At 63.1% G+C, this 22,852-nt stretch carries 27 protein-coding genes; 16 read left to right on the top strand and 11 right to left on the bottom strand.

Annotated elements, in window-relative coordinates; translation table 11 throughout:
- Positions 1–496 precede the first annotated feature (496 nt).
- Positions 497–1,540 (top strand): DUF5787 family protein, encoded by a 1,044-nt coding sequence (locus V8P86_RS02770; RefSeq protein WP_336325714.1) that lies wholly within the window; start codon positions 497–499, stop codon positions 1,538–1,540.
- 3 nt (positions 1,541–1,543) lie between these two features.
- Here V8P86_RS02770 and V8P86_RS02765 read toward each other — a convergent pair whose 3' ends face one another.
- Positions 1,544–2,269 (bottom strand): hypothetical protein, encoded by a 726-nt coding sequence (locus V8P86_RS02765; RefSeq protein WP_336325713.1) that lies wholly within the window; start codon positions 2,267–2,269, stop codon positions 1,544–1,546.
- Positions 2,270–2,352: 83 nt separating this feature from the next.
- Positions 2,353–2,928, bottom strand: coding sequence for a peroxidase-related enzyme (locus V8P86_RS02760; protein WP_336325712.1), 576 nt, complete (start codon positions 2,926–2,928; stop codon positions 2,353–2,355).
- Positions 2,929–3,059: 131 nt separating this feature from the next.
- Between V8P86_RS02760 and V8P86_RS02755 the strand changes: the two genes are divergently transcribed.
- On the top strand, positions 3,060–3,248 hold the full coding sequence (locus V8P86_RS02755; RefSeq protein ID WP_336325711.1) for a ribbon-helix-helix domain-containing protein: 189 nt from the start codon (positions 3,060–3,062) through the stop codon (positions 3,246–3,248).
- A complete protein-coding gene (locus V8P86_RS02750) occupies positions 3,238–3,945 on the top strand; it encodes a queuosine precursor transporter (RefSeq protein ID WP_336325710.1) in 708 nt (235 codons plus the stop codon). The genes V8P86_RS02755 and V8P86_RS02750 overlap by 11 nt, the downstream gene beginning before the upstream one ends.
- Here V8P86_RS02750 and V8P86_RS02745 read toward each other — a convergent pair.
- The 3 genes from V8P86_RS02745 to V8P86_RS02735 all read right to left on the bottom strand — a co-directional run bounded on the left by V8P86_RS02745 (position 3,932) and on the right by V8P86_RS02735 (position 7,846).
- Entirely contained in the window at positions 3,932–5,503 is a 1,572-nt protein-coding gene (locus tag V8P86_RS02745) for a GMC family oxidoreductase (protein ID WP_336325709.1), read from the bottom strand. The two genes, V8P86_RS02750 and V8P86_RS02745, sit on opposite strands and share 14 nt — an antisense overlap.
- 78 nt (positions 5,504–5,581) lie before the next feature.
- Complete coding sequence (locus tag V8P86_RS02740) at positions 5,582–6,910, bottom strand: HEAT repeat domain-containing protein (protein ID WP_336325708.1); 1,329 nt, start codon at positions 6,908–6,910, stop codon at positions 5,582–5,584.
- 147 nt (positions 6,911–7,057) lie between these two features.
- A complete protein-coding gene (locus tag V8P86_RS02735) occupies positions 7,058–7,846 on the bottom strand; it encodes a hypothetical protein (RefSeq protein ID WP_336325707.1) in 789 nt (262 codons plus the stop codon).
- 114 nt (positions 7,847–7,960) lie between these two features.
- On the opposite strand from V8P86_RS02735, the gene V8P86_RS02730 reads away from it, so the two are divergent.
- The 5 genes from V8P86_RS02730 (at position 7,961) to V8P86_RS02710 (ending at position 12,095) form a co-directional block, all read left to right on the top strand.
- On the top strand, positions 7,961–8,701 hold the full coding sequence (locus tag V8P86_RS02730; protein ID WP_336325706.1) for a crotonase/enoyl-CoA hydratase family protein: 741 nt from the start codon (positions 7,961–7,963) through the stop codon (positions 8,699–8,701).
- Positions 8,702–8,742: 41 nt separating this feature from the next.
- Positions 8,743–9,783 carry a type II glyceraldehyde-3-phosphate dehydrogenase gene (locus tag V8P86_RS02725; RefSeq protein ID WP_336325705.1) on the top strand — a complete coding sequence of 347 codons (1,041 nt, stop codon included), beginning with the start codon at positions 8,743–8,745 and terminating at the stop codon, positions 9,781–9,783.
- 69 nt (positions 9,784–9,852) lie between these two features.
- A complete protein-coding gene (locus V8P86_RS02720) occupies positions 9,853–11,217 on the top strand; it encodes a hypothetical protein (protein ID WP_336325704.1) in 1,365 nt (454 codons plus the stop codon).
- Between the two features lie 72 nt (positions 11,218–11,289).
- A complete protein-coding gene (locus tag V8P86_RS02715) occupies positions 11,290–11,550 on the top strand; it encodes a DUF2249 domain-containing protein (RefSeq protein ID WP_336325703.1) in 261 nt (86 codons plus the stop codon).
- 59 nt (positions 11,551–11,609) lie between these two features.
- Positions 11,610–12,095, top strand: a complete 486-nt coding sequence (locus V8P86_RS02710) for a DUF8526 domain-containing protein (protein ID WP_336325702.1) — start codon at positions 11,610–11,612, stop codon at positions 12,093–12,095.
- Here V8P86_RS02710 and V8P86_RS02705 read toward each other — a convergent pair.
- On the bottom strand, positions 12,092–12,787 hold the full coding sequence (locus tag V8P86_RS02705; protein ID WP_336325701.1) for an ArsR/SmtB family transcription factor: 696 nt from the start codon (positions 12,785–12,787) through the stop codon (positions 12,092–12,094). The two genes, V8P86_RS02710 and V8P86_RS02705, sit on opposite strands and share 4 nt — an antisense overlap.
- Before the next feature lie 44 nt (positions 12,788–12,831).
- Positions 12,832–13,755 (bottom strand): hypothetical protein, encoded by a 924-nt coding sequence (locus V8P86_RS02700; RefSeq protein ID WP_336325700.1) that lies wholly within the window; start codon positions 13,753–13,755, stop codon positions 12,832–12,834.
- 271 nt (positions 13,756–14,026) lie between these two features.
- On the opposite strand from V8P86_RS02700, the gene V8P86_RS02695 reads away from it, so the two are divergent.
- The 5 genes from V8P86_RS02695 (at position 14,027) to V8P86_RS02675 (ending at position 19,253) form a co-directional block, all read left to right on the top strand.
- Positions 14,027–14,377: a DUF5802 family protein gene (locus V8P86_RS02695; protein ID WP_336325699.1), complete on the top strand. Its 351-nt coding sequence runs from the start codon at positions 14,027–14,029 to the stop codon at positions 14,375–14,377.
- Between the two features lie 58 nt (positions 14,378–14,435).
- Positions 14,436–15,329, top strand: coding sequence for a Vms1/Ankzf1 family peptidyl-tRNA hydrolase (locus V8P86_RS02690; protein WP_336325698.1), 894 nt, complete (start codon positions 14,436–14,438; stop codon positions 15,327–15,329).
- A 123-nt stretch (positions 15,330–15,452) separates the two neighbouring features.
- Positions 15,453–16,463: an N-acetyltransferase DgcN family protein gene (locus V8P86_RS02685; protein WP_336325697.1), complete on the top strand. Its 1,011-nt coding sequence runs from the start codon at positions 15,453–15,455 to the stop codon at positions 16,461–16,463.
- 88 nt (positions 16,464–16,551) lie between these two features.
- Entirely contained in the window at positions 16,552–18,351 is a 1,800-nt protein-coding gene (locus tag V8P86_RS02680; RefSeq protein WP_336325696.1) for an ABC transporter substrate-binding protein, read from the top strand.
- Positions 18,348–19,253 (top strand): phosphatase PAP2 family protein, encoded by a 906-nt coding sequence (locus V8P86_RS02675; RefSeq protein WP_336325695.1) that lies wholly within the window; start codon positions 18,348–18,350, stop codon positions 19,251–19,253. The genes V8P86_RS02680 and V8P86_RS02675 overlap by 4 nt, the downstream gene beginning before the upstream one ends.
- On the opposite strand, the gene V8P86_RS02670 is transcribed toward V8P86_RS02675, so the two are convergent.
- Both V8P86_RS02670 and V8P86_RS02665 read right to left on the bottom strand, forming a co-directional pair.
- A complete protein-coding gene (locus V8P86_RS02670) occupies positions 19,242–19,913 on the bottom strand; it encodes a DUF7504 family protein (RefSeq protein WP_336325694.1) in 672 nt (223 codons plus the stop codon). The two genes, V8P86_RS02675 and V8P86_RS02670, sit on opposite strands and share 12 nt — an antisense overlap.
- Complete coding sequence (locus V8P86_RS02665; RefSeq protein WP_336325693.1) at positions 19,913–20,485, bottom strand: response regulator transcription factor; 573 nt, start codon at positions 20,483–20,485, stop codon at positions 19,913–19,915. Before V8P86_RS02665 ends, V8P86_RS02670 begins: the two co-directional genes overlap by 1 nt.
- A 140-nt stretch (positions 20,486–20,625) precedes the next feature.
- Here V8P86_RS02665 and V8P86_RS02660 point away from each other — a divergent pair, with 140 nt between their 5' ends.
- A complete protein-coding gene (locus V8P86_RS02660) occupies positions 20,626–20,826 on the top strand; it encodes a dodecin (protein WP_336326291.1) in 201 nt (66 codons plus the stop codon).
- On the opposite strand, the gene V8P86_RS02655 is transcribed toward V8P86_RS02660, so the two are convergent.
- Positions 20,823–21,185: a HesB/IscA family protein gene (locus V8P86_RS02655; protein ID WP_336325692.1), complete on the bottom strand. Its 363-nt coding sequence runs from the start codon at positions 21,183–21,185 to the stop codon at positions 20,823–20,825. The two genes, V8P86_RS02660 and V8P86_RS02655, sit on opposite strands and share 4 nt — an antisense overlap.
- 114 nt (positions 21,186–21,299) lie before the next feature.
- Between V8P86_RS02655 and pdxT the strand changes: the two genes are divergently transcribed.
- Both pdxT and hisE read left to right on the top strand, forming a co-directional pair.
- Positions 21,300–21,899, top strand: coding sequence for a pyridoxal 5'-phosphate synthase glutaminase subunit PdxT (gene pdxT / locus V8P86_RS02650; RefSeq protein ID WP_336325691.1), 600 nt, complete (start codon positions 21,300–21,302; stop codon positions 21,897–21,899).
- A gap of 53 nt (positions 21,900–21,952) precedes the next feature.
- A complete protein-coding gene (gene hisE, locus V8P86_RS02645; protein ID WP_336325690.1) occupies positions 21,953–22,252 on the top strand; it encodes a phosphoribosyl-ATP diphosphatase in 300 nt (99 codons plus the stop codon).
- Between the two features lie 22 nt (positions 22,253–22,274).
- Here the strand turns inward: hisE and V8P86_RS02640 are convergent, their stop codons facing one another.
- Positions 22,275–22,811: a response regulator transcription factor gene (locus tag V8P86_RS02640; protein WP_336325689.1), complete on the bottom strand. Its 537-nt coding sequence runs from the start codon at positions 22,809–22,811 to the stop codon at positions 22,275–22,277.
- Positions 22,812–22,852 lie beyond the last annotated feature (41 nt).

Here is a 22,852-nt window from a genome sequence, read left to right as displayed (position 1 = left end):
CTGTGGTTTTGAGGAACCAGAAAGCCCCCGACACGCTCCGGTCCCGCGGCTCGCTGTCGTTCGAGAGAGCGAAGCTCTCTCGTGATGACGAAAGACGCTTCGCGTCTTTCGAACCACGCTCCAGTAGGTGCTTGCGTCACCGGGAGACTCCGTCTCCCGAGCCCGCGGCGAAGCCGCGGACGCCGGGGTTCCCGGAGCGTGGGTGGTCGGCTCTGCCGACCACCTCATAACGTGCCGGCTCCGCCGGCACGCTGTCGGCCCCTTTCAGTCCCACCCTATTGCTTGTGCCACAGGCCACCGTGGGCGGGACTGAAAGTGGCCGCCTGTTCGAGGAAGGCGGACGACGTAAGCACCGCAGCCGGAAGGCGAGGAGCGCAACGAGTCCCCCGACTCGAACAGGCGGGGGCTTTCTGGTTGTTCAATCCGATCGCCCCTTCTCACCCAACAACACCCCATAGTCGATACATTCAATCATACACACGCGCTGGCACTCGGTGTGGACAGCGAGTTCGCCTTCGAGTTGAGCGTCTGCCAGTGGGCCGAAGAGCACTGGCCGCCGGGCCGCGAGCGCGAGCGGCCGATTATCGTCGCCCGCCAGTTCGGGACGAAACACCGCCGCTGGGACACCCTCGTCATCGAATGCGATCCCGACGGACTCCGCCAGCGCGCCAAATTCGGCTCACAGCGGCTCGATAGCGACCTCCTCCACGTCGTCCGCCACGCCCCCGCCGAGTGGGCGTGGTATCAGGACTGCCTGCCATATCCGGGCTATCCGTGGCGGTACGTCCGCGAGGCAGTCCACCGCGCCGCCGACCGGAATCTGATCGAGGAGCGGACCAGCGGTAATCGGATCGAACTCCGCCGTCGCTTCCGCTATCCCGACTGGACCGAACGGATCGTCGCTATCGAGAACAAGCCCGACCTCAACGCCAGCGCCGCACGCCAGTTGACCGACCAACTGCACAGCGACGTGGCGCTCGCACTCGCCGACGAGGTGTGGGTCGCGACCAGCGACACCGACAGCAGCGTCGCGCCGGTGCTGCTCGAAGACCTCCCCGTCGAGGCGGGGATCCTGAGCGTCGACCCCAACCAGCGCGGACCCGGAGCCGTCTCGGTGCAGTGGCAACCCCAGAGTCTCCCGGTCGCCGATCCCGGCACCCGGATTCGGGAGCGGCCCACCGGCGGTGCACACGACGCCTCAGCCTGCCGGTTCGAGTACGCCGACCCCGAGTGGAAAGCCGAAAAACGCAGAGAAATCGCCGAGCGAGCCTACGAGAACGGCTGGCGCTCCTACATCGACTCGATGCGGTCGGATTGTCGGCACTTCGAGTTCGACCTGACCGAAGCCGTCGCCCGGCCGTCCTGTGGAGCGAAAGAGTGCCACCAGACGCCGCGGCAGTGTAGTTCCTCCTGTGGGGAGTTCGAGCCAGAACCTCCGACGTGGCGACAGGGTGGCTGGCCAATCGAGGGTGGACCCGGAAAAGGAGTTACGCGGGTGCTCGACCGCCAGCGCGAGCGCCGGCGTCCCGAACCCGAGTGAGAGCTACCGCTCAACACACTCCATGTCTGGTGGCGTAATCGGTTCGGTGTCATCCCACGAATGAAACTGGGCGTTGGTCCCGTCTGTGCCCTCGAATCTGACCGGATAGCCGGTGTCTACGCTGACGTAGTAGGTGCCGTTTTCGACGTCGAATTCGTAGACCTCCTCGCCGTCGATAGTGGTCCGTCCGCTGGCGACGTACTCCTGACTGTCGTCGGCTGGCTCCTCCGGATCGAATCGGTCCCCAAACTGATCGGTGGATTCGGTCTTGACACACTGGCCCTGCGTGACGACATAGGTCTCTCTCCCGCTGTCGGTACTGATGCTGTACGTTTCCGAGGTCTGGCTGTCGGTCGTTGTCGTGAGCTGCCAGTCGCCGTCGTTGAACCGCCACGTCCCCTCGAACTCGTCGGACTCGATCTCCATCACGTACGAATCTGTCCAGGTGAACACCTCTGCCAGTCGCGGTGCGGTGTCTTCTTCGTCTCCGTCTGGTTGTTCATCGCCGTTGCTCTCTCCCTCGTCAGTGTCGCCGGTGTCGTCGTCGGTCTCGTTTCCGCTGGTGTCGTCGGTATCCGCTCCCTCGTCATTGTTGGTGTCGTCTTCGGTGTCAGGGCTGTCACTGCTGCCGGTCTCGTTGTCACCGCTGTCGGTACATCCTGCAGCCCCGACCACGAACGCTGCCCCGAATAACTGCAAATACTGCCGTCTGTTTCGTTGCTCGTCCATATCCCGACTGCGTCGAACAGCGAATTAAGTATAGACTCCGTACTAGCTCGAAGGCTCGCGTTTCCCTGCCGGACGACCGAGTATTACTCTCGCCCGAGCGTGTAGAACTCCTCGTTTGGCCGCATGTCAGCGAAGCTTGCCATCCTGTTCGAGAGGTTGAACAGTGCGGTGAGGCTGCCGATATCCCAGATCTCTTTCTCGCTGAATCCATGTTCGCGGAGCCGTTCGAGGTCGGATTCGCCCACCTCGGCGGGTGATTCGGTCAGTTTGACCGCCACGTCACACATCGCGGTGTGAGCGTCGCTGATGTCGGCCGTCCGGTGGTTGGTCGCCAGTTGCTCGGCGAGGTGTGGGTCCTCGCCGTAGATGCGGAGCATGGCGCCGTGGGCGACGACGCAGTACAGGCAGTCGTTCGCACCGCTGACGGTGACGATGATCATCTCGATTTCTTCGCGGGCGAGCGGCGAGTGGTCGACGAGGGCGTCGTGATAGTCGAAAAACGCCCGGTACTGGTGCGGCCGATAGGCGAACGCCTGCATTACGTTGGGCATAAAGCCCGCGCGCTCGGTTTCCTCCTCGATGTGTTCTCGAATATCTTCCGGCATGTCTTCGAGATCCGGGACCGGAAACCGCGTCATTGCTGGCTCTGAGTCTGCCATAGGGACACGTCAACGGCCTCCGTGTTAGAGTTTCGGCCAGTTCTCATCCCAGTGGATCCACAGCGTTTTCCACCCGGCCGTGTTGCACACGGCTAAGGCTCGCGACCCACGGCGAGTAAGTGTGATCAGCAATGCCCAAGATCAGTGTCGAAGTCCCACAGGAACTGCTCGATGATCTGGACGAACACGTCGGCGAGGACGGCAAGTTCGTCAACCGCAGCGAGGCAGTCCGGGCCTCGATCCGGAAAACGCTGGACCTGCTCGACGAAATCGACGAACGACAGGGACGGCTCGACGAGGAACGAGACGATGACGACTGACCGGGAAACCGCCCGCGTCACGGACAGTTCGCTGCTCGGCCTCCCACAGCTTTCGATTGCAGCGCTGTTCGTGACGGCGCTGGTGACGGCACAGGTGACCGCCGCGAAAGTCGTTGCCGTCTCCCTCCCGGTCTCGCTTCCGATCACCGGCAACAGCATCCTCGTCCCGGCGGCGGTGTTCTCCTACGCCTTGACCTTCTTCGCCTCGGACTGTTACACCGAACTGTACGGCCGGCGGGCGGCCCAACTGCTCGTCAACGTCGCCTTTGTGATGAATTTCGTCCTGCTGGCGCTGCTCTGGCTCGCCATCTGGGCCCCGGTTTCTGGTGCGTCGAGTGTCGGGCAAAGCGCCTTCGCCGAGACGCTCGGCGCGAGTACGGGTATCGTCGTGGGGAGTCTTCTCGCCTATCTCGTCAGCCAGAACTGGGATGTATTCGTGTTCTCTCGACTCCGCGAGGCGACAGGTGGAGAATCGCTGTGGCTCCGCAATATCGCCTCGACGGCGACGAGTCAACTGATCGATACGGTGATTTTCGTCACCGTCGCCTTCTTTCTCTTTCAGGGCTTGCCGACCAGCGCCGTCGTCGAGTTGATCGTCGGCCAGTATCTGTTCAAACTGCTGCTCGCCGGCCTCGATACGCCCTTCGTCTATCTCGTCGTCGGTGCGGTCCGGTCGCGCGGACTCAGTCCTCGATGATCATCTCTGCGGCTTTCTCCGCGATGGCGACCACCGGTGCGTTCGTGTTGCCACTCGTAATCGTCGGCATCACCGAGGCGTCGACGACGCGCAGGCCGTCGATGCCGTGGACCCGAAGGCGGTCGTTGACCACCGCCATCTCGCCGCTGCCCATCTTGCAGGTCCCGACCGGGTGATACAGCGTCTCGCCGTACTGGCGGACATGGTCGGCCAGTTCTTCGTCGCTCTCCACGTCCGGTCCCGGCAGGCGTTCTTCGATTCTGTACTCCTCGAACGGGTCGGCCTGCATAACTTTGCGGGCCATCTTCAGTCCCTCGACCTGTACGTCGATGTCGCCTTCGGCGCTGAGATACTGCGGGTCGATCCGAGGGTGGTCGCGAGGATCCGTCGACTCAAGTTCGACGAAGCCGCGACTCTCCGGTCGGAGTTGGAGGCTCGCAACTGAGAATCCGTGGTCGTGATCTAGTTCGCGGAAGCCGTGTTCGATGAAGTACGCTGGCGCGAAGTGGAACTGCACGTCCGGACGGTCGTCCGCCAGCGGCGTCTGCAGGAAGGCTCCGCCCTCGCCGACGTTCGAGGTGAGCGGGCCGTCGCCGAAGGCTTTGTACTTCCCGAAGTTTGCGATGGTTTCAGCGTTGTCGAGCGTGATCGGTTCTGCGGAGTCGTAGACCACGGGGACGTAGAGATGATCCTGCAGATTCTTGCCGACGCCGGGCAGATCCGCCACCACGTCGATCCCCATCTCTTCGAGATGCTCGGCGGGACCGATCCCCGACAGCATCAGCAGTTGTGGGGAGTTGATCGCGCCAGCGGAGACGATGACTTCTTTCTCGGCGTCGACGCTGCCGGTTCCTCCTGCTCGCTCGTACTCGACGCCCGTCGCTTTCCCGTTCTCGACGCGGATGTCGGTCACGTGTGCACCCGTGAGCGCGGTGACGCTCTCCCGGTCCAGTACGGGCTTGAGGTAGCCGTCGGCGACGCTGAACCGCTTGCCGTCTTTCTGTGTGACCTGGTACTGGCCGAATCCTGCCTGTTCACGGCCGTTGAAATCAAGGTTCTCGTCGTAGCCGACCGCTTTGCCGGCCTCGACGAAGGCGTCGGTGAGTTCGTTCGGGGCCTGCTGGTCGGCGACGTTGAGCGGGCCGTTCTGGCCGTGGTACTCGTCGTCGAATCGTTCGTTGTGTTCGGCCTTCTGGAAGTACGAGCGTATCTCGTCGTAGCTCCAGCCGTCGTTGTCTTCGGCCCAGCCGTCGTAATCGGCGGGGTGGCCGCGGATATAGATCATCGCGTTGATCGAACTTGACCCCCCGATGGTCTTCCCGCGGGGCCAGTACAGTTCCCGGCCTGCCAGTTCGTCCTGCGGTTCGGTGTAGTACTCCCAGTCTACGTCGGATTTGAACGTCTCGGGAAACGCCGCCGGAATCTCGATTTCGTCTTTCTCGTCGGGCTTGCCCGCCTCCAGAACGAGCACGTCTCCCTCCGTCTCCGTCGCGAGCCGGTTTGCCAGCACACACCCGGCCGATCCTGCCCCCACGATCACGTAGTCGTACGAAACCATACCCCCTAGTTGGAACCGACCTGCAAGTATCTGTTTACCAACTCGCGCACAGAAACGGAGACACGGCTGCTCGTCAGATCAGACGCTTTCGGCCTTTTCGGCCTCGGACTGGACGAGATAGGAGCGGTCGTCGGCGTACTCGGCGGCCGTTTCGAGTGCGCGTTCGGTCCCGATCTGGTTGAGTGCCCACGCGGCACTCGCACGGACCTCGTCGGCATCGTCGTCTTCGAGTACGTCACCGAGCGGTTCGACCGCGCGGGTGTCGCCGATCAGCCCGAGCGCACGGGCGGCCGAGGAGCGAATCTCCCGGTTGTCGGCGGCGAGTCGCTGTGCGACGGGATCGGTCGACTGTTCGGCACCGATCATCCCCAGCGAGCGCAGCGTGATCTTTTCGAGTTCCACGTCGCCGCCGCCGAGGAAGTCCTCCAGCGTATCGCAGGCGGCTTCGTCACCGATGCGGCCGAGGATTCGGACGGGCTGTTTGTTCCGGCGCTGGGCCAGCGCGTGGACGGGGTCGAAGGCCTCCTCGGGGGCGAGGTGTTCCAGCACGTCGAGGATGTCCTTCTCCATGAAATCCGAGCCGAAAGAGTCTAGCGCTTCGAGGATGGGTTCGACCTCACCCTGGGCCTCGTAGACGTAGATGGCGCTCAACTCCGGCGGGAAATCCTTCGTCACGCTCGGGTCGAGTACGTCGTAAAAGCCCTGTCGGCGGAGTTGTTCGCGGACTTCCAGATCGCTCCAGACCATCGCGTCGTCGAGGTCGCTTTCAAGCGTCTCGCTCCGGTCGAGCAGGGTCGCAATCGTCTGGGCGTCGTCGTCGGGATCCAGTTCCGTCTCGCCGATCGTTTCGGTGACTGCCTCCAGTTCCTCGGCGACTGCTTCGGGTTCCTCCGCGGTCAACTCGAAATCTTCGCCGAGGGTGTCGCTCGCGTCGGCAAAGAAAGCGGAGACCGCTTCAGCGACCTCGTCTTCGCCCTCGTGGGTCCACTCGCTTGTGGTGATCGTCGTCCCCGCGCCGTCGAGTACGTCGGTGATGTCCTCGACGTAGGGGCCGCGCTGCTCCTCGATGTCGTCGCGCAGGTCGGAGATGCGATCCTCGAACTCTTCTTTCGGGTCCGGTGGCTCGACATCCTCGGGGTCTTCGTCCTCGCCGACCTCCGGTTCGGGCGTCGGCAGCGTCGCTGCGTCGAGGTCGGCTTCGATCTCGTCGATAGTCTCGTCGGCCTCGTCGAGGTCGTCTTCGGTCTCTGCGGCCTCGACCAGTTCGGCGGCCTCGTCGAGTCGTCGGTCGAACTCGTCCGGGTCCGCGAGTTCTTCTTCGGGCGGTTCTGCTTCGGCTGGTGCCTCCTCGCCCGCCCCCTCTTCGGGCGACTCGTCCGCGTTGTCTGTGTCCTCGCCGTCGCTCATAGTTGACAGTGTGTGTGGTCGGGGCAAAGGGATTTCCCTTCGAGTTGGCGTTCCGGCAAGGACCGCTCATACTGGTGGTTATAAATTCGTAAAGATATTCGCACCCACGAGGGTGCGAGATTCTTCAGTTCCGTATAGCCACCAGTATCAGACGAGGCTCGCGATTGCGGCACCGACCCCGAGGACGATCACGATTGCGCCGAGAATCGCCCGGTTCCGTGCGGCGTTGTACATCTGTTCTGCACGTGTCGAGAGATCTCCGATCGCCATCTCGATACCCTCCTTGCCGCGGAGCACCGACTCTTCGCCGCGGTCGTCGACCCGGCCGCGGGCGAGCATCTCGTCGCCGTCGCGGATCACTGTCGCCTGATATTTGTTGGGCGTCGTCGTCTCGGTTCCGACACTGACGCTGACTTCGACGTTTTCCAGCGGGCCGAAGTCACCGAGCGAGCCGCTGTATTCTTCGACGTACTCGTCGATCTCCGGATCGCCGAGAAAGAGCCGGTCGTCGGTGAACGGGTCGTCGATTTCCTCGGGACGGACGCTCTCGGCATCGATCCGCACGCGATCCCAGTCCTCGCGGACGGCGAACTCGCCGACAGCGAGCCCGGAATCGATTGTCGTCCAGATATCCGCTCCCTGCTCTGCATCGCGCTCTCGCTGGACCCGCCACGCCCAGACTGCGGGCGCGGCGTCGGTCGGCTGATCCGGGCTGTAGTGTTCCGGCGGTCGACGCTCCGGCTCAGCCGGACGGTCGACCTCGATTGCCCCCTCGATCGGTTTCGTCTCTGCTCCCGCTGCTGTCGAATTCCCGCCCTGATCTGTCACGATCGCTGAAAGCGTCTGCGCGCGGCCGTATCGGCTCCGCGCGGAGGAGAGAATCAGTCCCCCGATCAGCGCCGAGACGCCGACAATCATGAGTTGTGCCACGACCATGTGTCCTCTTTTTCCGACCGTCCCGGATAATCACTCTGCGGCGTTTCGCCGACAGAAACCCCGTCTGGGGGCCACAGGGCCAGTTTTTTGCACTCCTGCTCCGAGCACAGAGCCATGGTCAGCTACGACCGTGAGGGGCCGGTCGCAACCATCACGATCGATCGACCGGACCGACAGAACGCAATCGACAACGAGACTGCAAGCGAACTCGGCGACGCCTGGAATCGCTTCGAGGCGGACGATAATGCGCTCGTTGGCGTCCTGCATGGCGCGAACGGGACCTTCTCTGCGGGGGCGGATCTCAAAGCGATGGATCTCGAAGACACACCGGAGGGCTGGCTGGGATTCACCCGCCGAGAGGTGTCCAAGCCGACAATCGCGGCGATCGAGGGTCACTGCATCGCGGGCGGACTGGAGATGGCGCTGTGGTGTGATCTCCGGGTGGCCAGCGAGTCGGCCACCCTCGGCTGTTTCGAGCGCCGATTCGGCGTCCCGCTCGTTGACGGCGGTACCCAGCGACTCCCGCGGATCGTCGGTCTCGGCCGCGCCCTGGAGATGATCCTCACCGGTCGTGCCGTCGAGGCCGAGGAGGCGCGGGAGTGGGGGCTGGTCAACCGAATCGTCGACGACCCGCTGGAAGGGGCGATAGAAATGGGACAAGTCATCGCGCAGTTCCCACAGGAGACGGTCCGGTCGGATCGGCAAGCCGTCTACGACGGACTCGGCACTTCGATCGAGGAGGGGCTGGCTATCGAGGGCTGGCACGGCTCACGTTCGCTGGATACCGCATACGAGGGAGCAGACCGATTCGCTGGCGGCGAGGGCCGCGGTGGCGAGGGGGTTCCCGAGAACTGACTCCGGAAGGGATATACACCGACCGTACACACCTTCACACAATGATCCACGTCGGAATCAACGGATACGGAACAATCGGAAAACGGGTCGCCGACGCCGTCCGCAAACAGCCGGACATGGAAGTCGTCGGCGTCGCGAAGACCCGACCGAACTTCGAGGCCACCAGTGCCGTCGAGAAAGGATTCGACCTCTACGCGGCCGTCGAAGAGCGCAAACCGCGCTTCGCCGAGGCCGGCATCGACCTCGCGGGGGATGTCGAGGAACTGGTCGAACAGAGCGATATCGTCGTCGACGCCTGTCCCTCCGGCATCGGGGCCGACAACGCCGAGATGTACGAGGAGTACGACACGCCCGCGCTCCTGCAGGGCGGGGAAGACGCCGAAGTGGTCGACGGAAGTTTCAACGCCCGCTCGAATTTCGACACCGTCGAGGGGATGGATCTCGTTCGCGTCGTCTCCTGTAACACGACCGGCCTCTCGCGACTGGTCGCGCCGCTGCAGGAGGAGTATGGTATCGAGAAGGTCCGCGCCACGCTGGTCCGCCGGGGCGGCGACCCCGCACAGAGCGGCCGCGGTCCGATCAACGACATCCTGCCGAACCCGCTCGAACTCCCCTCCCATCACGGCCCGGACGTGAACACCATCTTCCCCGACCTCGCTATCGACACGCTCGGGCTGAAGGTGCCGGCGACGCTGATGCACACCCACAGCATCAACGTCTCCCTGGAGAGCGAACCAGACGCCGAGGAGGTCCGCGAACTGCTCGACGACCAGCGCCGCACGTTCGTCATCCCCGAGTGGCTCGGTCTCGACGGCGCGGGTGCCATCAAGGAACTCGCACAGGATGCCGGTCGGCCGCGGGCGGACATCTGGGAGAACTGCATCTGGGGCGAATCGATTACCGTCGAAGGCAACGATCTCTATCTCTTCCAGGCCATCCACCAAGAATCCGACGTTGTCCCCGAAAATGTCGACGCGATCCGGGCGGTGCTGGGCACGAAATCCCAGTCCGAGAGCGTCGCGACGACTGACGAGGCGATGGGACTGGACGACTCGCTCGCGCCGACTCGCACCCAGAACTGACGCCGCCGCGCGCTTTTTCCGAACATCTTCGGCATCAGGCGGAGGGATTGCAGAGCCGTATCCGCTGGTATGAGCGCAATTCCATCGGGACTGGAGACGGACAAACAGCCACCGATGACGCTGCCGTTGCGGCATTTCGTCGTCGCTCTGGTCTTTCTGCTTGCAGGCGTGGCTCTCGGGCTGGCGACGGCGATGGGCTGGCTGTCCGGATTCGTCCGACTCGCCCACCTGCACGTCCTTTTGGCCGGCTGGATCTGCATCACGATCATGGGGGCGATGGCCCAGTTCGTCCCTGTCTGGTCGGCCGTCTCGCTGCACTCCCGGCGACTCGCGGCCGCCCAGCTCTGGCTCGTCGCAGGCGGACTCGCCGGATTCGTCGCGGGACTGCTGACGATGAATTTCACACTGCTCGCAGTCGCGGGCAGCGTGATGCTCGTCGGCTTCTGGATCTTCGTCTACAACATCTTGCGGACACTTCCCCCGCTCAGGGAGTTCGACATCACCGAGGCCCACTTCGCGCTGGCGCTCGTTTTTTTCCTCCTCGCCACGGGACTCGGCCTGCTGCTCGCCATCGACTTCACGACCGGGATGCTGTTCGAGTGGGGATTCAATCGACTGGCGGTCGTCCAGGGTCACGCGACGCTCGCGGTGTTCGGGGCGGTGATGACGACGGTCGTCGGCGCGCTCTACCAACTGGTGACGATGTTCACCCAGACTGATCTCCACCGCAGCGATCGACTCCTCCAGCGCTTCGAGTCAGCGGTCTACCCGGCCGGCGTCGCCGCCCTCGCGGCCGGTCGACTGCTCGAAATCGCTACCCTCGCCCGCGTCGGTGGGCTGGTTGTCGTCGCCGGGATTCTCGCGGTCGGCGTCATCGTCGCCCGCAAACTGTTAGAGACGCAGGTCGACTGGACGCCGATGCTCTCACGGTATACCGTCGTCGTCGTGATGATCGGTGCGTGGGGAGTGCTGACCGCGCGAGCGTGGCTCGTCGATCCGTTGGCGGCAGACAGCCTGCTCGCCGCGCCCGGGGCGGTCCACCTGCTCGCCTTCGGCGTCATCGGCTTCGTCGTCCTCGGGACGCTGTATCATATTGTCCCCTTCATCATCTGGGTCCACCGCTACAGCGACCTGCTCGGCTACGAGCCGGTACCGATGATCGACGACCTCTACAGCGACCGCCTCGCTGTTGCGGACTTTGGCTGTCTGTTCGGCGGCTTACTCGGCGTCTTCGCCGGCGTCTACTTCGACGGGCCGACGCTACTGCTGGCGGCCGGCGGTGCGCTGGTGATTCTCGGCGCGTCCATCTTCACCGCAAACATGCTGCTGGTCGTCCGCCGACACAGCCCACACACCCTCGTCGGGATTCTGGGTGTCCCCGGCGACCACGAGCGCGGCGAGGCCGACCCCTCGCCTGCTGTCGATCAGGAGTGATGGGCAAATGATCGACCAACCCCGAACATCTTCGGCGGAGTACTGGTGTGTCCGAGATTCGAAACCAGCGATATGCTCACTGAAGACCGTGCAATCGATCGGACTGGCGCACCGACGGGGACACCGGTCGAACGGCTGGACGTTCGAGAACTGGGCCCGCCAGAGCCACTCAAACAGACCCTGGAAACGCTGGTCGAGATGGACGGCGGCGTGCTCGTCCAGTACAACGACCGCGTCCCGCAGTTTCTCTTCCCGAAACTCGACGACCGCGGCTACGAGTACGAGACCATCGAAACCGACGACGCGGTCGTGACGACGATCTGGGAGTCGTAACGTTTCTCGGCCAGCAACCGAACACAAGGGAAATGTTGCTGGCCGAACAATGCTATGGTATGCGGGAACGCGAGTCCCAGATCGACCGGGACGTGACCGTCGACGTCGACGCCCTCGACGGATCGGCCGGTCCGGACCGCGAGGCTGAGCGCGAATCCGAGACCACCGACAGCGGCGTCGTTCGGTCACGACTCGGCTCGATTGCAACCAAGCGCTCGCTCGCGACTGCGCTGGTCGCCTCGGTCGTCGGCGTGGTCGTGTTTAGCTTCGTTCCCTTCCTCTCGGTCGCCGGCACCGTTCTCGGAATCGCCGCCGGCGGCTTCGCCTACGGACTCGGTTCCGACACCCGCCGGTACGTCGAGATGGCACTGGCCGGCGCGGCCGTCGGCGGCGGCGCGACGCTTCTGGGCAACCTGATCGTCGCGCTCGTCGCGTCGGGAGCGACACTCGTCGGATTCGCCATCCTCGCCGGCGCAGTCGCTGGCGTCGTCGGTCACTACTTCGGTCGGGATCTCCGGGCGGGCCTGACCACCGATCTGGATTAATTGTCCTCGACGAGGCTGTACGTCCCGTCGTCTTCTTCGATGATGCCGTCGTCGACCAGTTTCTCGAGGAGTTCGTCGACCACAGCCGGCGGGGCTCCGACCGACCGAGCGAGTGCGTCGAGGTCGCTGGGCCCATCTGCGAGTGCGAGCAACAGATCCGCGAGCAACCGGCTCTGCTCGTCGTCGAGCACCGATTCGAGATGTTCGCGCAGTTCCGTCAGTTTCCCCTGTGCCCACCGCTGGGCCAGCGAGAGTTCGTTTTCTAGCTGCTCGACATCGTTGAGTGCCTCGGTCAGCGAGACGACATCGTCGGGTTCGATCTCCGAGGCGGTGACGCTCGAATCCGTCGCCTCGGGGTCGTGCTCCAGATCGATACTCAACTGCCGGCAGGAGGTGATATCGAGCCGCGAACTGGCCGGATAGGCGCTTTTCGTCCCGAACTCGTACGGTGAGACGGTCACTTCCAGCCGGACGTGTCGCGCAATCGAAAAGTACTTGCGACGTTTGCTGTCGGTCCGGCTCTCGACCAGTCCGGCCGCTTCCAGTTTTTCGAGATGGTCGATCACCGCTTTCGGGCTGACGCCTAGAAAATCACTGATCTCTGTCACGTAACAGGGCCGCTCCGCGAGCAACTGGAGAATGCGGCGCCGGTTCGCATTTCCGAGAATATCCAGAAACTCGCCGGAGTCCATTCACCCGACGTAAGTACCTCTCCTATTAAAATCTGTGCCTGCAATTACCGGCCAGCTCCGCTCGGCGGGCCGCCGTTGCCGGGCGAGTTGTCGGTTCTGTCGTCCGCAGAGCCTGTTCCACTGTCGTTGCTGTTGTTCGGCGAGCTATCCGGGCCACCTGTATCGTTTCCCGACCCTCCGCCGTTTGTTCCGTCCGGAGTACCGCCATCTCCGGCCGTCTCGTTGCCGGGTCCAGCGTCGCCCTCACCTGGATTTCCCGGGTCGGCGGATCCGTTGCCGGTGGTGTCGGTCTCTCCCGGCCCGTTTCCAGGTGCGTCTCCGCTGGGAGTTGACGGTCCGCGGTCACCGGCCTGTCCGGGGCCGGCGTTGCTCTCACCCGGGCCGCCGCGACCGGGAACTCCGTCGGGCGGGCCGCGCGGGGCGTCTGTAATGTTTCGTGCAATCGCAGAGACCTCTGGTCCGGTCATGTTCGCCGCGTTGTTCCGGAGTCGGTCGAGTTGTTCGGTATCGACACCGCGACTGGCGGCCGTCTGGTTGGCCTGATCGATCGACGAGCGCACGTTTGTGATCTGTGAGCGCAGCGCACTCGCACGAGCGGTGTACGCCGCCTCCGTGAGATTCTCACGGTTCTGTTCGAGGCGCTCGGTCCGGTTCTGGAGGGCAGCTAACCGGTTTTCGAGTTCTGTCGCTCGCTCGTCGATCAACTCGGCAGTCTCGTTGTCGCCGGTCGTCTCGTTCGCCTGCACTCCCCATAGCCCGCGGTCGATTCCGCTGTCAGCGTCGGCGGCGGTGGCCTGGGCGAACGAACTCATCTGCGCGCCGAGGCCGGGCGATTCGGTCTCGTTGTCCGCAGTATCGTTCTGAACGCTCGTCGCTGTCCCGAGATCTGTCAGGGCAACAGCCGGAACCACAACAGCCACACCGAGCACGACTAAGAGCCCGAGGGCTGTGATCTGGCGGTGTCTCATCTCGTACTCTCTGCTTATGCCCGTTTCCACATAAAACCGGATATTCGTTCGGGCCGTTTACTCCGCATTTAAACCGGATTATACTGTCCAATAGCGTTTATAATTGGATCTGCGTCGGTACTCGCTGTTGGCGTACACTCCGAACCGTGGCCGCAGATCTGTCCGCTGGACACAGCCGTTCGCACTTCGATCGACAGCCTTGATTGCCGTTCGATATAAACGCTCGCCAAACTGCTTATCTGTGACAGTCGTTAACACGGAAACGAATAGCATGTTCGAACAGTTCTCGGATGGATACTACCTCGGACGACTGTACGTCGAACCAACTACGGAAGCGCACGCCCAGATGTGTCAGGCCCAACACGAGCGGGTCAACGAACAGTTGTACGCCGACGGCGAGGGGATCGACCGCCTCGACCGGCCGCTTGTGATGAAACTCGGCTCGCAACATCTGGCCGTCCATGGCGACGAGGGGGTGCCAGCGGATACACTCTCTGTCCCCGAGTCGGTTCTCTCCGAGACTGAACTGCGGAACCCGCCGACACTGCAGGAGGTGTTGCTCGCCAAAGCCGACAGGGCCGCCCAGTTGCTGGGACTGTCCGGCGGGACGGCGGGTCAGTAGCACGACCGGTCGCCGTGGGCCATCGGATTTTAATAGCTGCCTGCCGACCGGTCTGACGATGCTCGATGACCTGCTCGGCCGGACCGAACTCAAAGAGCGCATCGAGGAACTGGAAGCCGACCGCGAGAGCCTCCAGGCCCAACTCGACGCCGAGCAACAGCGCCGTGCCGATGCCGTCACCGACCGCCAGCAGGCCCAGCGACGCGCAAACAAGCTCGAAGACCGCGTCGAAGAACTCGAAGACCGCGTCGAGCGACTCGACGACGCGGACCGCTCCCAGCAGTTCCGCCGCGAGGAGACGCTTCGGGGCCGCCGGCTGGTGGAAGTGCTCGACCGGCTGGATTCCGTCGAAACCGAGCCGGAGGGCGCACTGACCGCGTACATATCCGACGAACACGACCTGCCCGACAAGATTCGCGAGGCCGTCGGTGAACGAGCCGCACTCGTCTCCCGGGCAGCGCCGTGTCTCGTCGTCGCCGACGATGCGGGGCTGATCGAGGCCTGCCTGCGGCCCCCAGTCAGTCCGGAGCCGTTCGCCGAGTGGAGCGACGGCTTCCGGATCGACCGTGAGTGGTTCCGGCCGCGCGGCCGATACACGCTCGCGCTGGTTCGATCGGATCTGTTCGCGATGGGCACCTACGAAGGCGACGAGCGCGTCGGATTCCACGGCTTCGACAGCGCCCTCAAGAGCCAACACTCCAAAGGTGGGTTCTCCCAGAGTCGCTTCGAGCGCCTACGTGACGAACAGATCGACGACCACCTTGACCGCTGCCGGGCCGCCCTGGAAGAACGCGAGGCCGACCGGCTGTACCTCGTCGGCGAGCGCTCCGTCCTCGGCGAGGTCTCAGATCTCGCCACGGTGACGAGTGCGGTCGACGCGACCGGCTCACCGGAGGAGGCGCTCGGAGACGCCGCCGAGCAGTTCTGGCGGGTCCAACTTCGCGTGCTTTGATACTGCCGGCTGTAAATTCGTAAAAATATCGGCCACCTCGGTGGCTGAATTTTGTAGAGTTTTACAGCCGGCAGTATGAGCCGGGAAGTCAGATTTACAGGTGATGCTCTCGCGTGTACAGATATGCGGATCGCCATCCTCGCTCACGAGCGGTTCCCTGACGACGCCAAAACAGCCGTCGGTGTCCTCAGATACGGCGATCACGACGTCGTGGCTGTCCTCGACCGCGAGCATGCGGGCCAGCGCGTCCACGGTCACCTTCCCGACGTGCAGGACGCCCCTATCGTTGCCGGCATGGACGACGTCCCCGACTGTGATGCCCTCCTGATCGGCATCGCACCCATCGGTGGCGGGTTCGAGCAGTCGTGGCGGCCCGACGTGGTGGCCGCGCTAGAACGCGGCTGTGATGTCGTCTCCGGACTGCACTACGTCCTCGGCGACGACGAACAGTTCCAGCGTCTCGCCGCGGAACACGGCGCGGAGATCCGTGATATACGCCGACCGCCGGACGATCTGACCGTCGCCGCCGGCACGGCGGGCGAGGTCGACGCCCACGTCGTGCTCACCGTCGGGACGGATTGCTCGTCGGGGAAGATGACCGCCAGCTACGAACTCCGCGAGGCGGCTCGCGAGCGCGGCATCGACGCCGAAGTCATCCCGACGGGCCAGACTGGCATCATGATCTCGGGATGGGGTATCGCCATCGACCGTGTCATCTCCGATTTTGCCGCCGGCGCGACCGAGCGACTCGTCGAGCAGGCTGGCGATCACGACGTGCTGTTCGTCGAGGGGCAGGGGGCGCTCGTCCACCCGGCGTACTCGGGCGTGACGGCAGCGATCCTCCACGGCGCGCAGCCGGATTCGCTCGTCTTCTGTCACGTGGCAGGCCAGCAGCGCGTCGGCGGCTACGAGTCCTTCGAGCTTCCGGATCCGGCGGCCTACGCAGAGCTGTACGAATCGATGGCCGGCCCGGTTTCGGGCGCGACCGTTGACGCCGGACTGCTCAACACCGCCGACTTCGAGAGGAACGGGGCGGACGAACAGCTCGACCGATACGGACAGGCACTCGGTGTTCCAGTGACTGATCCCGTCAGAGACGGGGCTGATGCCGTTCTGGACGCCGTTTTGCCGTAACTGTCGAGATTTGGGACTTGTTGCACAACGAGAGAGTAATCACTACGCTTATGTACGTCACACCGATTTAAATACAGATAGATAGACGATGGAAACAGCCACAGATAACGGGCCGCAGATCACGAGACGACAGCTGCTTGGCGGAGCAGCAGCACTCTCGCTCGGCTCGACGAGCGGCTGTATCCAGCGGATCAGAAGTATTCTCAACCGGGATTCGCCCTCGGCGGTGACGCTATCGGTCACTGCGCCGCCGGCGGACTCGGATCGGATGGCGACGCTTCTGGCGCGCCATCTCGTCGAGAATCTCGAAGCGGTCGGAATCAACTCGACGCTGAACGTCCTCCCGGAGACGGAACTGTACCGGGAGGTGCTGTTGAACGGAAACTACGATCTGTTCGTCGCCCAGATTCCGCCGATGGACGATCCGCAGGCGCTGTACTCGCTTTTGCACTCGGTGTACGCGACCGAACCCGGCTGGCAGAATCCGTTCCGGTACGCGGATCTCTCCGCTGACGAACTGCTGGAAGCACAGCGGAGTGCGTCCGGCGACCAGCGACACGAGGCGGTCAGTGACGTGCTGGAACTCCTCTGCCGTGATCAGCCGCTGGCGACCGTCGCGTTCCCCGACGAGATACGGGCCGCCCGAACAGATAATTTCACAGGCTGGGAGAATCGGCCGTTGCAGAATCCGCTCTCGTATCTCACACTCGAACGGGCTCCGTCGATCCCGTTTTCCGAGGAACTCGCGCTCCAGTTGGCCGTTGCTGACTCGCGGATGTCCCAGAATCTCAATCCGCTGTCTGTCGAGTATCGGCAGATGAATCCGGTGACAGATCTGCTGTACGATCCGCTCGTCCGTCGAATCGAAGACGAACTCGTTCCGTGGCTGGCTGCGGAGTACAGCCTGGAGACGCCTGGTCGGCTCAGTGTGTCACTCCGGCCAGGACTGCGCTGGCACGACGGAACCTCACTCACCGCGAACGACGTTGCGTTCACCTACGAGTTCCTCGCCGACACCTCGCTCGGCAAGGTCGCTCAGACGGTCCCATCTCCGCGATTTCAGGCCTGGAGCGGACTCGTTACCGACGCGCACGCAGTCGACGACACGACCGTCGAACTTTCGCTGGTCGATGCCAGCGAAGAAGTCGCGATCCAGGCACTGACCGTCCCGGTGTTCCCGGAACACATCTGGCGAGATCTGAGCGAAGTTGCAGACATTCAGGGCATCGAAGGCTCCGGCAACGTGACCGAGGCGATTGTCAACTCGAATACGGAGCCAGTCGGCAGCGGACCGCTGGCAGTCGAAAACGTCTCCGGCGACGAGGCTGTCGTCCTCCAACCGTTCGAGGATCACTTCCTCCAGCGCGGTGCCGGCATCCTCGACGGCATCCCGGAGGAGTTCGTCGGTGAACCCTCCTTCGACACGCTCGAATTCGTGATGGTGCCATCGAACGAAACCGCGGTCAATCAGGTCGCGCAGGGGGAAGTCGACGCGACCGCGACCAGCGTGGACCCTCGGGAGGCGATCATCGAGCGAATTATCGGTGCGTCGGGCGTCTCCCAGTTCACCGAACAATCACACTCGCCGTATCAGATCGGGTTCAATACTGGATCCACGCCGTTTAGTAATCCGTACTTCCGTCGGTTGTTGGCCCGACTGGTCGACAAAGAGTACGTCACCGAGGAGATTTTCGAGGGATACGGTCGGCCGGCAGCCCATCCGTTCGACGGGACACAATGGAATCCCGAAGAGCTCTCCTTCGATCAGACTGATCCGGTCGTGCCCTTCCTTGGCTCGGATGGTGAAGTCAACGTTTCGGAGGCCCGGGCCGCGTTCCGAAAGCGAGGCTTCGAGTTCGACGAAAACGACACCTTCATCCTCCAATGATTCCACTCCTACCCGAAATCAGTGCCGTCGTGACCGTCCTGATCGTCGCCGGCATCGTCACGATCGTCGGCCTCGACCGTGTCTGGGAGTTCCGCCAGGAGGCCGCTGACAGGCTCTTTTATTTATTCCCGTATATCCTCCTGCTGGGCGGCGTGCTGACCGCCAACTCGTTTTTGCGCTCGGTCGGGCCGACGCTATCGTGGCTGCTCAACTGGCAGATCACTGACGAGATCTGGGCGCTCGAAGGGGAGTTCGTCGCTGTCTTGCAGGGGTACTCGACGCCCGCAGCGACGGTGTACTTCTCGTACACCTACATCTACGGCTACATCTTCCTGCTCGCATTCCCGGTCGTCGCCTACCTGCTCATGCAAGACGACCGGCCGGTTCGAGAGGCGATTCTCGCGTACGCACTCAATTACATCATCGGCGTGGCCTGTTACGTCCTGTTTATCGCCTACGGCCCGCGAAACGTCATGCCGGATCTCGTCGACCAACTGCTCTATCTCCACTGGCCAGAGTCGAATCTGCTCACCAGCGAGGTCAACTCTAACGTCAACGTCTTCCCCTCCCTGCACACCTCGCTCGCGGTCACGGTAGTGTTGCTCGCCTACCGAACCCGGAAGGAGTATCCGGTCTGGCTTCCGATCTCGGCCGTCCTCGCGCTTTCGGTCGTGATCTCGACGATGTACCTCGGGATCCATTGGCTGACCGACGTCATCGCTGGGATCGGCCTCGCCGTCGCCAGCGTCGGCATAGCGGCGTGGCTGACCAATCCGGAGAATCAACAGGGTCGTATCGGTGGTATCGGTCGTCGGCTCCGAGAGCCGATCGACCGGTTCGCCCGCGCGGCTGCCGACCGACTGCGTGAGTTCACTCGCGACCGGATCGAGCTACCGATCTGAGCCCGGCGGGCCGACGGCCTGCCAGGCGTCCGGTCTGTGCTGGCGATCCTGTACTCGACGTTTCGCTCCGTCACCGGTCGCTTTGAGTTCGATTGTTCGGTCGAATGCCTCGATGAGAATCCGCTTCGACTCGGGATCGTACGGCTGTTCGAGTCCGAACACACCGAGAAAGTCCGCCGACCCGAGCCGTGAGGTGACGACGTGTGCGAACTTGAACGCTGCTTTTTCGCCGGCCGCGTCGAGAATCGAGGACAGTGAGCGAAATCCGACGCGACTCCGCTCGTAGCCCGCGGCTTCCAGGCGCTCGAAACACGCGGTGAGCCCGATACCGATCCCGGTGAGATCGTCGGGATCGGGCACGCTGTAGACGAACACACCGCTGTCGAGTGTCCGCCGCGACCGTTCGTCGCCGGCACACTCGATCACACAGATCGACTGTGGATCGACTGCTCCGCGGTCGTCGAGCGCGTCGACGACGGCTGTCGCCGGTTCATCAGTCGAAACGACGACAGCACCGTCGCCGTTTTCCAGTCCGTCGAACAGCAGCGCGAACAGCCACTCGTCGATATCGGCCCCGCCGGCGTCGGCGAGCAGGAGGCTCGATCCGGGAGCGAGCGCTGAGAGGCTCTCGGTTCCGAGAACGGTGGCGAGATCGTACATTAGTTGTCGTCGATGTTGCGAAGTGTCGAAATGAAATCCTCGTCGTCTTCGATCCCGCCGAGGGTCTCCGACAGTTCCTCACGGAGGTCGTCCAGTCGTGCTCTCAGTTGTTCGTACTCCTCGTTGTCTTCGAGTTCGGACGTGTTTTTGCTCGCTTCGAGCGTTGCGCGCTTCTCGACGAGCGCGTAGTACTCCTGCAACAGCGTGTCGTACGTCGAGCGTTCGAGCAGATTCGCGACCGTCTCTTCGAGTTCGTGGCTCTTGACGGGCTTGGAGAGATACGCGTCGAAGCCCATCTCCAGAATATCGAAATCCGGTTCAACCGCAGTCACCATCGCGACCCGGCAGTCGATTCCCTCCTCGCGGATGTGTTCGAGGACTTCGTCGCCCGAAAGGCCGGGCATCATCCGATCCAGCAACACGACATCGATCGATTCGTCGAGTTTCTCGATCCCCTCGTCGCCGTTTTTGGCCGTCTCGACGGTGTAGCTGTCTTCGAGCCAGAGCCGGTAGGTCTCCGCGACATCCGCCTCGTCCTCGACGATCAACACGACTGGGTCCGATGGTGGCATCTGCGCTACCCTTCGATTTCGATCCACATAGCCTTGTGGGGAACGCCCATCGCTCTCCCGCCGTACCCCAATCTACTTTGTGTATCTGGTGTATGGTACACATGGGCACGGCAACGGCCGTGCGCAGACAGGTGAATCTCATGGTATTCAAAAAGGTCACACTGATTGGATCGAGTCCAGAATCGTTCGACGCCGCCGTCGACAACGCTATCGAGCGGGCACACGACACCCTCGATAAGGTCCACTGGGTGGAAGTCGAGGAGATGGGGGTCGAACTCGCGAGTGTAGACGGCCGGGAGTACCAGGCAGAGGTCGAGGTAGCCTTCGAGCTAGAGAGTTAGGTGCGGAAACTCTCGCCGCAGCCGCATTCGCTGACGACGTTGGGGTTTTCGACGTGAAAGCCCTCGCCCTGAAGGCCGCCTTCGTAATCCAGCACCGAACCCTCGATGTAGTTCATGCTGGCGGGGTCGACGAACACACGTAGCCCGTGGTGTTCGTAGATCGTATCGTCCTCCTCGGGTTCGTTATCGAAGCGCATGCCGTAGGAGAGTCCGGCACAGCCGCCCTGCTGGACGTATAACCGCAGTCCGGCGATATCGGTGTCCATGCTTTCGCCTTCGAGCAGCGAGATCGCCTCCGATGCAGCGGTCTTGGTGACCGAGATATCGGACTGCTGGGGACTGTCGTCGGTCGTACTCATAGATACTTGTAGTGCGCCCGAACATGTTAACCCTGACGCTGCTCGTTCGGTCTCTCTGCCTGTCCAGCCAGAGAGACCGAGACGCTTTTTCTCACTCGTTCCCTATTCCTGTGCATGACGGTTCGAGCAGGTGTCGTGGCGGTGCAAGGCGACGTGAGCGAACACGCTGAGGCAATCGAGCAGGCCGCCCAGGCCCACGGCGAAGACGCCGAGGTGGTCGAGATTCGCAACGCCGGCATCGTCCCGGAGTGTGACGTCCTCCTCCTGCCGGGCGGCGAATCGACGACAATCTCTCGGCTGGTCCACCAGGAAAGCATCGCCGAAGAGATCCGGGCCCACGCCGACACCGGCAAACCGATCCTCGCTACCTGCGCGGGACTGATCCTCGTCAGCACCGATGCCAACGATGACCGCGTCGAGACACTGGATCTGCTCGACGTGACGGTCCAGCGCAACGCCTTCGGCCGCCAGCGGGACAGTTTCGAGGCTCCGCTGCCGGTCACCGGATTGGACGAACCCTTCCCGGCGGTGTTCATTCGCGCGCCGGTCATCGACAGTGTCGGGGAGGATGTCGAGGTGCTCGCGGAGATCGAGGACGACCCCGTTGCCGTTCGGCAGGGGCCGGTCGTCGGACTCTCCTTCCACCCCGAACTGACCGACGACTCCCGGATTCACGATCTGGCCTTCTTCGAGACGGTGCTGGCTGAAGCCTGATCGCACTCCGATGCTTTCGACGCGCTGAAGGCCATTCCCGGTGAGGATGCAATATGACCGACGCGTCCGCCGACGAGATTCTCGACGAACTGTTCGACGTGATCGAAGACCGCAAGGAGACGCTTCCGGAGGACTCCTACACGGCGTCGCTGTTCACTCACGAGAAAGGGCAAAACGCCGCGCTCGAAAAACTGGGCGAGGAGACGACGGAGTTTCTGCTCGCGGCCAAGGACGAAGACGAGGCGGAGATGGCCCACGAGGCGGCCGATATCGTCTATCACCTGCTCGTCGTGCTCTCGATGCACGATATGGACATCGATGATCTGCGGGCGGAACTCGCCGACCGACGGTAACTATCCGCTGCCCGGCGTCGGACTACACTGCAGAGGCAGTGTGTTGTGAACTGTCGACCGCCTGCTCTTTCTGTTCGAGCTGGTCGAGCAACTGCTGATACCGTTCGGAGTCACTCAGATGTGACTGCGACTGTGCGTCGTCGAGCGTCGCCCTGAGCCGTTCGAGCCGGAGGTACTCTTGGACGGGTTCCGAACGCTCGCGCACGTCGAGCTGGGTTTCGATCGTGTCGATCAGTTCGTCCGTCCCGACCGGCTTGTGCAGGTAACCGTCGAGTTCGGCCGCGAGGATATCCACGTCCGGGACGACGGCGGAACAGAACAGCACCTGACAGTCGAATTCTCGCTCGCGGATCTCGGCCAGTACGTCTCGGCCGGCATACTCCGGGAGCCGTCGGTCGAGCAGGACAACGTCTGTCTTCTCGTCGACCGCTTCGAGGGCGTCCTCGCCGGTCGCGGCCGTCGCAACATCGTATCTGGTTCCCAGCATTGCCGCGTACGATTCCAGTAGCGGTCGCTCGTCGTCGACGATGAGAATATTCGCGGTCCCGTCGGGGTTCATTATAGGTTAAAATACGGTACAGACACGTAGTAATACTGCGC

Source organism: Halovenus anhuiensis (genome assembly GCF_037080055.1).
In the GTDB taxonomy this organism is placed as follows: domain Archaea; phylum Halobacteriota; class Halobacteria; order Halobacteriales; family Haloarculaceae; genus Halovenus.
This window is presented reverse-complemented; position numbering and strand designations above follow the sequence as displayed.

What these genes read in the sequence shown, in the direction of transcription:
- V8P86_RS02765 (WP_336325713.1), bottom strand. Translation starts at nt 2,269, where the DNA reads ATGGACGAGCAACGAAACAGACGGCAGTATTTGCAGTTATTCGGGGCA.
- V8P86_RS02760 (WP_336325712.1), bottom strand. Translation starts at nt 2,928, where the DNA reads ATGGCAGACTCAGAGCCAGCAATGACGCGGTTTCCGGTCCCGGATCTC.
- V8P86_RS02755 (WP_336325711.1), top strand. Translation starts at nt 3,060, where the DNA reads ATGCCCAAGATCAGTGTCGAAGTCCCACAGGAACTGCTCGATGATCTG.
- V8P86_RS02750 (WP_336325710.1), top strand. Translation starts at nt 3,238, where the DNA reads ATGACGACTGACCGGGAAACCGCCCGCGTCACGGACAGTTCGCTGCTC.
- V8P86_RS02745 (WP_336325709.1), bottom strand. Translation starts at nt 5,503, where the DNA reads ATGGTTTCGTACGACTACGTGATCGTGGGGGCAGGATCGGCCGGGTGT.
- V8P86_RS02740 (WP_336325708.1), bottom strand. Translation starts at nt 6,910, where the DNA reads ATGAGCGACGGCGAGGACACAGACAACGCGGACGAGTCGCCCGAAGAG.
- V8P86_RS02735 (WP_336325707.1), bottom strand. Translation starts at nt 7,846, where the DNA reads ATGGTCGTGGCACAACTCATGATTGTCGGCGTCTCGGCGCTGATCGGG.
- V8P86_RS02730 (WP_336325706.1), top strand. Translation starts at nt 7,961, where the DNA reads ATGGTCAGCTACGACCGTGAGGGGCCGGTCGCAACCATCACGATCGAT.
- V8P86_RS02725 (WP_336325705.1), top strand. Translation starts at nt 8,743, where the DNA reads ATGATCCACGTCGGAATCAACGGATACGGAACAATCGGAAAACGGGTC.
- V8P86_RS02720 (WP_336325704.1), top strand. Translation starts at nt 9,853, where the DNA reads ATGAGCGCAATTCCATCGGGACTGGAGACGGACAAACAGCCACCGATG.
- V8P86_RS02715 (WP_336325703.1), top strand. Translation starts at nt 11,290, where the DNA reads ATGCTCACTGAAGACCGTGCAATCGATCGGACTGGCGCACCGACGGGG.
- V8P86_RS02710 (WP_336325702.1), top strand. Translation starts at nt 11,610, where the DNA reads ATGCGGGAACGCGAGTCCCAGATCGACCGGGACGTGACCGTCGACGTC.
- V8P86_RS02705 (WP_336325701.1), bottom strand. Translation starts at nt 12,787, where the DNA reads ATGGACTCCGGCGAGTTTCTGGATATTCTCGGAAATGCGAACCGGCGC.
- V8P86_RS02700 (WP_336325700.1), bottom strand. Translation starts at nt 13,755, where the DNA reads ATGAGACACCGCCAGATCACAGCCCTCGGGCTCTTAGTCGTGCTCGGT.
- V8P86_RS02695 (WP_336325699.1), top strand. Translation starts at nt 14,027, where the DNA reads ATGTTCGAACAGTTCTCGGATGGATACTACCTCGGACGACTGTACGTC.
- V8P86_RS02690 (WP_336325698.1), top strand. Translation starts at nt 14,436, where the DNA reads ATGCTCGATGACCTGCTCGGCCGGACCGAACTCAAAGAGCGCATCGAG.
- V8P86_RS02685 (WP_336325697.1), top strand. Translation starts at nt 15,453, where the DNA reads ATGCGGATCGCCATCCTCGCTCACGAGCGGTTCCCTGACGACGCCAAA.
- V8P86_RS02680 (WP_336325696.1), top strand. Translation starts at nt 16,552, where the DNA reads ATGGAAACAGCCACAGATAACGGGCCGCAGATCACGAGACGACAGCTG.
- V8P86_RS02675 (WP_336325695.1), top strand. Translation starts at nt 18,348, where the DNA reads ATGATTCCACTCCTACCCGAAATCAGTGCCGTCGTGACCGTCCTGATC.
- V8P86_RS02670 (WP_336325694.1), bottom strand. Translation starts at nt 19,913, where the DNA reads ATGTACGATCTCGCCACCGTTCTCGGAACCGAGAGCCTCTCAGCGCTC.
- V8P86_RS02665 (WP_336325693.1), bottom strand. Translation starts at nt 20,485, where the DNA reads ATGCCACCATCGGACCCAGTCGTGTTGATCGTCGAGGACGAGGCGGAT.
- V8P86_RS02660 (WP_336326291.1), top strand. Translation starts at nt 20,626, where the DNA reads ATGGTATTCAAAAAGGTCACACTGATTGGATCGAGTCCAGAATCGTTC.
- V8P86_RS02655 (WP_336325692.1), bottom strand. Translation starts at nt 21,185, where the DNA reads ATGAGTACGACCGACGACAGTCCCCAGCAGTCCGATATCTCGGTCACC.
- pdxT (WP_336325691.1), top strand. Translation starts at nt 21,300, where the DNA reads ATGACGGTTCGAGCAGGTGTCGTGGCGGTGCAAGGCGACGTGAGCGAA.
- hisE (WP_336325690.1), top strand. Translation starts at nt 21,953, where the DNA reads ATGACCGACGCGTCCGCCGACGAGATTCTCGACGAACTGTTCGACGTG.
- V8P86_RS02640 (WP_336325689.1), bottom strand. Translation starts at nt 22,811, where the DNA reads ATGAACCCCGACGGGACCGCGAATATTCTCATCGTCGACGACGAGCGA.